The sequence below is a fragment of the Mesorhizobium sp. M8A.F.Ca.ET.202.01.1.1 genome (assembly GCF_004791595.1).
Classification (GTDB): Bacteria; Pseudomonadota; Alphaproteobacteria; order Rhizobiales; family Rhizobiaceae; genus Mesorhizobium.
The window spans coordinates 1-299 of sequence record NZ_SRUN01000251.1; the positions used below are offsets into that span (position 1 = coordinate 1).

The window sequence follows — 299 nt, forward strand, 5'->3', positions numbered from 1 at the left end:
GACGTGCGCGTGCAGCACCCCCAGTGCGAGGCCACGTTGTACTTCCTGCGCCAGCAGGTCGACAAGCCGGCCGAGCGGCCGGACTTCTGCCTGGCCGATTTCATCGCTCCCGCCGACAGCGGCCGCCAGGACTGGATCGGTGCGTTCGCGGTCACCGCGGGCATCGGCATCGATGCCCACGTCGCGCGCTTCGAGGCGGACCATGACGACTACAACGCGATCCTGCTGAAAGCACTGGCCGACCGCTTCGCCGAAGCGCTGGCCGAGCGCCTGCACCAGCGTGTGCGCACCGAATTCTG

At 68.6% G+C, this 299-nt stretch carries 1 protein-coding gene; it reads left to right on the forward strand.

The genetic code is table 11. The features are described from left to right. On the forward strand, positions 1–299 hold a 299-nt coding region (locus EN845_RS34725; protein ID WP_210235540.1), incomplete at both ends, for a vitamin B12 dependent-methionine synthase activation domain-containing protein.